Here is a 4,704-nt window from a genome sequence, read left to right as displayed (position 1 = left end):
GGTTAGCGATGAGGAGCACGCCCGGTTACTGGAACGCTGCGAGGGTAAACGACTGGCAGAATGGATGCGGCGGGTCTGTCTGGGGGAGCCGGTTGCGCGCACAGGAAAACTGCCGACACTATCGCCGCCATTGCTGCGGCATCTGGCTGCCATCGGGAACAATCTGAACCAGACAGCCCGGAAGGTGAACAGCGGCCACTGGTCTTCGATTGACCGGGTTCATGTGGTGGCCGCTCTGATGGCCATCGAGGGTGAATTGCGCCAGTTGCGGCAGGCTGTCAGGGAACAGGGGGGACGGGATGATAGTTAAATTTCATGCCAGGGGGAAAGGCGGTGGAAGTGGCCCGGTCGATTACCTGCTGGGGCGGGAGCGTAACCGCGAAGGCGCAACGGTGCTCCGGGGTAACCCGGAAGAAATCCGGGAACTCATTGATGCCACGCCATTTTCGAAGAAATACACGTCAGGCGTTCTGTCGTTCGCGGAGAAGGAGTTACCGCCGGGTGAACGCGAAAGAGTGATGACGAGCTTTGAGCGTGTTCTTATGCCCGGTCTCGAAAAAGACCAGTACAGCATTCTCTGGGTGGAACACCAGGATAAGGGGCGGCTCGAACTGAATTTTGTCATTCCGAACATGGAACTACAGAGCGGTAAGCGCCTCCAGCCGTACTACGACCGTGCGGACAGGCCGAGGATAAATGCCTGGCAGACGCTGGTTAATCATCATTACGGGCTGCGTGACCCGAACGCACCGGAGAACAGACGGACGCTTGTCACACCGAATAATCTGCCAAAAGCGAAACAGGAGGCCGCAGAAGCGATTACACGGGGTCTTGAGGCGCTTTACCGTGCCGGAGCAATAAAAACGCGTCAGGATGTCACTGAGGCGCTCACAGCGGCAGGTTTTGAGGTGGTGAGGACAACCAGAAGCAGTATCAGTATTGCCGACCCGGAGGGGGGGCGGAATCTCAGGCTAAAGGGGGCGCTGTATGAGCAATCTTTTACAAATGGGAACGGACTTCGAGAAGAAACTGAAAGAGCGAGCCGCTTCTACCGAGAACATGCTGAACAGCGAGTTCAGGAAGCTAGAAGAGTCTGTAGACAAGGCACTGAGCTTAAACAGGCAGAAAATCAGAGACGCTATCAGCGAACATACAACATCCGTGAAACAGCAACTGGATACGCTGAGCACCACCGTGAGCACGCAGCTCAGCACCACAGAGGCCGAACTGTCCCGGCAGCAGAAAAACCTGCTCTGGCAGGTGATCAAAGGGCGGGTACTGTTTCCGGCGCTGACCGCGCTCAGCGTCACGGGCGGCATTTTCCTGGGGTGCTGGGGGCTGATTCAGTGGCAGGAAAGCAGGATTGCGAAAAATATCTTGACCATCAGAGAGCAGGAAAACACGCTGGCGAAACTCGAGGCAAAAACCTGGGGGGTGACGTTCGTCAATGGCGAGAACGGGAAATTTCTGGTGCTGCCGGACGGGGTGAAAGGGGAAAACACCTGGACGGTGGGCGACAAGAACGCCGTGAGGCTGGTCAGGGAGTAAACGAGTATGACGGAACTGGAAGGGCATTTGCTGAACGCCTTAGAGCATTTGCAACAGGACTATATGCGGCGGCTGAACGAGTGGGAGAGCGCCTTCGCAGAATTGCAGAAGATGCACGCGGTTACGCAACAGAACAACGCGATACTGAACGAGCGTGTCGTGAACTTGAGTCAGCAGGTGCAGCTATTAGCCGGGCAAGTCGACCGCTTGAGTCGGTTATTTATCACGAACAACAGATAAGGGATGAACAGGAGCGTCAGGCGCAGGAGCTTGCCCGGCGCTGGCATGAAGAGCAGGAACCCGAAGCGCGGATCTGGCGTGGCCCGTCAATGGGGATGTGACCGGGGTACCCCCTGAAATCGAGCCAGTTTGTGGCACGCCCTACCCGGATGGCGCCAATGTTAATGTACGTACATTAGCATTAACAATATCCAAACCTCCCCATTTTGCCCCGTTCGACGGCTGGAACGTGCGAAACTGATCGTCATTCAGTTTCGCGCATAACTATGCATGAGGTTAAAATTTACCAGGCGCGATCGCGGCAGTTTTTCGGGTGGTTTGTTGCTGTTTTTACCTGTCTGCTGCCGTGATCGCGCTGAACGCGTTTAAGCGGTACGCGCAATGCGACGTTATGGTAAATACGGAGTATTTTAATTGCGGGCCTTTGTTGTATATCTCTGTCGTTTGTCCCCGGGGGGAAGCATTACTGCTAACAAGTCCCGTGAGAAAACTGCGCAATCGTATTGCGCACCATGAACCTATTCTCAACCGCAATCTGGAGGATGATTTTGCTACGATAAAGAGAATTATCGCGTATCGGTGTCAGCATTCATTGGAGTGGATGCTGAAAAACCAGGTGTTACTCCCTCTACTTACACTTAAACCTCTCTAAAAATATAAGTAAGTACTATCGAGGGCTATCATGAACTATGGTGCCCTCTGAGCATAGCTACCCATTACTTCTTCTATGTCATTGAATAATTCATTTCTTAACTCTAAGTATTCTAGTAACTCCATTTCTAATGACTCTGTCGTGAACTTAAATCTAGAAGGATCTTTGATTGAGTTTACTAGTCTTGATAACGCTCTATATGTTTTGAGTGAAGGTTGCATTATAGATGGAAAGTATTTGAAAACCTCTTCATCTCTGTTGAAATTAACTAAAAACTTGTAGTCATCATTTATAAATCTCAAGCATACAGCGTCAAGCTTATCGCCTTTTCTTATTATTATTTCTTTATAGGAAAGATATTTTTCAGAAGATAAGTCCCACATCAAGCGAAAATCTCTCTTTGCGAACGAGTTCGCGTCATCATTGAAAAGAGATGATGTGATGGCTTTGGATAGACCTTCTGTGTTTATCTCTTTGTTGGATGGGTAGTAAATTTTATTAATTGCTTTCATTCTCTCAAATGATGAATATAGGTCATTATGCCACCTTGTTGAAATCACTCCTTTAGTTATATTCTCCTTGCTAAAATTAAGCCCTGTATCAAAAATAAATGCAGCCATCAGTGAATATGATATGTTTTTTATTAACTCAGACTTAAATGGTTCCGCTATGGAGTAGTACAGTGATAAAATAACTAAAAATAAAAGGTATTGTCTTACCTTTCCCGATGAGTATATGTAAAGGCGATATTTATTTATTGATAGTTTTATTTTGTATGGAATGATCTCATTTCTGTCATATCCTCTTCGTGGTGGAGCAAAACAAAAGAAACATGCAGCTATTAATAAAACAAAAAAGATGAACAGTGTAAGCAAGTTCGGCTCCTGTGTATGCTCACTATGCATGATTGTCTTGAGATCTAACGATCCTGAAGGTAGTCTTGTCCGTAAACGAAAAAACCGCCCAGCAAGGCGGCTTTTCGAAGGTTCTCAGAGCAGCAACTCTTTGAACCAAGGTAACTGGCTTGGAGGAGCACAGCCACCAAATCTGTCCTTTCAGTTTAGCCTTAACCGGCGCATAACTTCAAGACTAACTCCTCTAAACGGTTACCAATGGCTGCTGCCAGTGGCGTTTTTACGTGTCTTTCCGGGTTGGACTCAAGACGATAGTTACCGGATAAGGCGCAGCGGTCGGGCTGAACGGGGGGTTCGTGCATACAGCCCAGCTTGGAGCGAACGACCTACACCGAACCGAGATACCAACAGCGTGAGCTATGAGAAAGCGCCACGCTTCCCGAAGGGAGAAAGGCGGACAGGTATCCGGTAAGCGGCAGGGTCGGAACAGGAGAGCGCACGAGGGAGCTTCCAGGGGGAAACGCCTGGTATCTTTATAGTCCTGTCGGGTTTCGCCACCTCTGACTAGAGCGTCGATTTTTGTGATGCTCGTCAGGGGGGCGGAGCCTATGGAAAAACGCCAGCGGCGCAGCCTTCTTCCTGTTCCTGGCCTTTTGCTCACATGTTTCTTTTGGCGTTATCCCCTGATTCTGTGGATAACCGCATCACCGTCTTTGAGTGAGCTGATACCGCTCGCCGCAGCCGAACGACCGAGCGTAGCGAGTCAGTGAGCGAGGAAGCGGAAGAGCGCCTGATGCGGCATTTTCTCCTTACGCATCTGTGCGGTATTTCACACCGCATATGGTGCACTTTTCTTATAATCCGCACTGATGCCACATAGTTAAGCCAGTATACACTCCGCTATCGCTACGTGACTGGGTCAGGGCTGCGCCCCGACACCCGCTAAAACCCGCTGACGCGCCCTGACGGGCTTGTCTGCTCCCGGCATCCGCTCACAGGCAAGCTGTGAACGTCTCCGGGAGCTGCATGTTTCAGTTGCTTTCACCGTCATCGCCGAAGCGTGCGAGGCAACTACGGTAGAGTTCGTCGGCGTGGTCGTGAAGTGATTCGCAGATGTCTGCCTGTTCGTCCGCGTCCAGCTCGTTGAGTTTTTCCAGCAGGGTCAGCGTCTGGCTTCTGATAAAGCGGGCCATGTTAAGGGCTGTTTTTTCCTGTTTGGTCATGGTCTTAAGGCTCCTTAATAGGGGATTTTTTAGGGGGAATGATACCGATGAAACGCGAGAAGATGCTCACGATACGGGTTAGCGATGAGGAGCACGCCCGGTTACTGGAACGCTGCGAGGGTAAACGACTGGCAGAATGGATGCGGCGGGTCTGTCTGGGGGAGCCGGTTGCGCGCACAGGAAAACT

At 50.7% G+C, this 4,704-nt stretch carries 6 protein-coding genes and 2 pseudogenes; 5 read left to right on the top strand and 3 right to left on the bottom strand.

Annotation, left to right across the window (positions count from 1 at the left end; translation table 11 throughout):
- From ACJHYO_RS23835 to ACJHYO_RS23820, 4 genes and pseudogenes are all read left to right on the top strand, one after another.
- A partial coding sequence (locus ACJHYO_RS23835; RefSeq protein ID WP_219562373.1) for a plasmid mobilization relaxosome protein MobC occupies positions 1-310 on the top strand: 310 nt, incomplete at its 5' end.
- Positions 300-617: pseudogene (locus ACJHYO_RS23830) on the top strand (nuclease); the annotation flags it as partial. The gene ACJHYO_RS23835 and the pseudogene ACJHYO_RS23830, both read left to right, overlap by 11 nt.
- A gap of 370 nt (positions 618-987) precedes the next feature.
- The gene (locus ACJHYO_RS23825) at positions 988-1,548 is read left to right on the top strand and encodes an MbeB family mobilization protein (protein WP_000067488.1); all 561 of its coding nucleotides are present in this window, start codon (positions 988-990) and stop codon (positions 1,546-1,548) included.
- A 6-nt stretch (positions 1,549-1,554) separates the two neighbouring features.
- Positions 1,555-1,788: an MbeD family mobilization/exclusion protein gene (locus ACJHYO_RS23820; protein ID WP_000137388.1), complete on the top strand. Its 234-nt coding sequence runs from the start codon at positions 1,555-1,557 to the stop codon at positions 1,786-1,788.
- 687 nt (positions 1,789-2,475) lie between these two features.
- On the opposite strand, the gene ACJHYO_RS23815 is transcribed toward ACJHYO_RS23820, so the two are convergent.
- The 3 genes from ACJHYO_RS23815 to ACJHYO_RS23805 form a co-directional block, all read right to left on the bottom strand.
- The gene (locus ACJHYO_RS23815; protein ID WP_001354646.1) at positions 2,476-3,315 is read right to left on the bottom strand and encodes a hypothetical protein; all 840 of its coding nucleotides are present in this window, start codon (positions 3,313-3,315) and stop codon (positions 2,476-2,478) included.
- 191 nt (positions 3,316-3,506) lie between these two features.
- Positions 3,507-3,656: a hypothetical protein gene (locus ACJHYO_RS23810; protein WP_032194431.1), complete on the bottom strand. Its 150-nt coding sequence runs from the start codon at positions 3,654-3,656 to the stop codon at positions 3,507-3,509.
- 669 nt (positions 3,657-4,325) lie between these two features.
- Complete coding sequence (locus tag ACJHYO_RS23805) at positions 4,326-4,517, bottom strand: Rop family plasmid primer RNA-binding protein (protein ID WP_000165986.1); 192 nt, start codon at positions 4,515-4,517, stop codon at positions 4,326-4,328.
- Positions 4,518-4,579: 62 nt separating this feature from the next.
- On the opposite strand from ACJHYO_RS23805, the pseudogene ACJHYO_RS23800 reads away from it, so the two are divergent.
- Positions 4,580-4,704 (top strand): annotated as a pseudogene (locus ACJHYO_RS23800) (plasmid mobilization relaxosome protein MobC); the annotation flags it as partial.

Origin of the sequence: Escherichia sp. WS1118 (genome assembly GCF_046487695.1) — a bacterium.
In the GTDB taxonomy this organism is placed as follows: Bacteria; Pseudomonadota; Gammaproteobacteria; order Enterobacterales; family Enterobacteriaceae; genus Escherichia; species Escherichia coli.
Note: the sequence above shows the minus strand (reverse complement) of the source record. Positions and strands in the feature narration are given on the sequence as shown.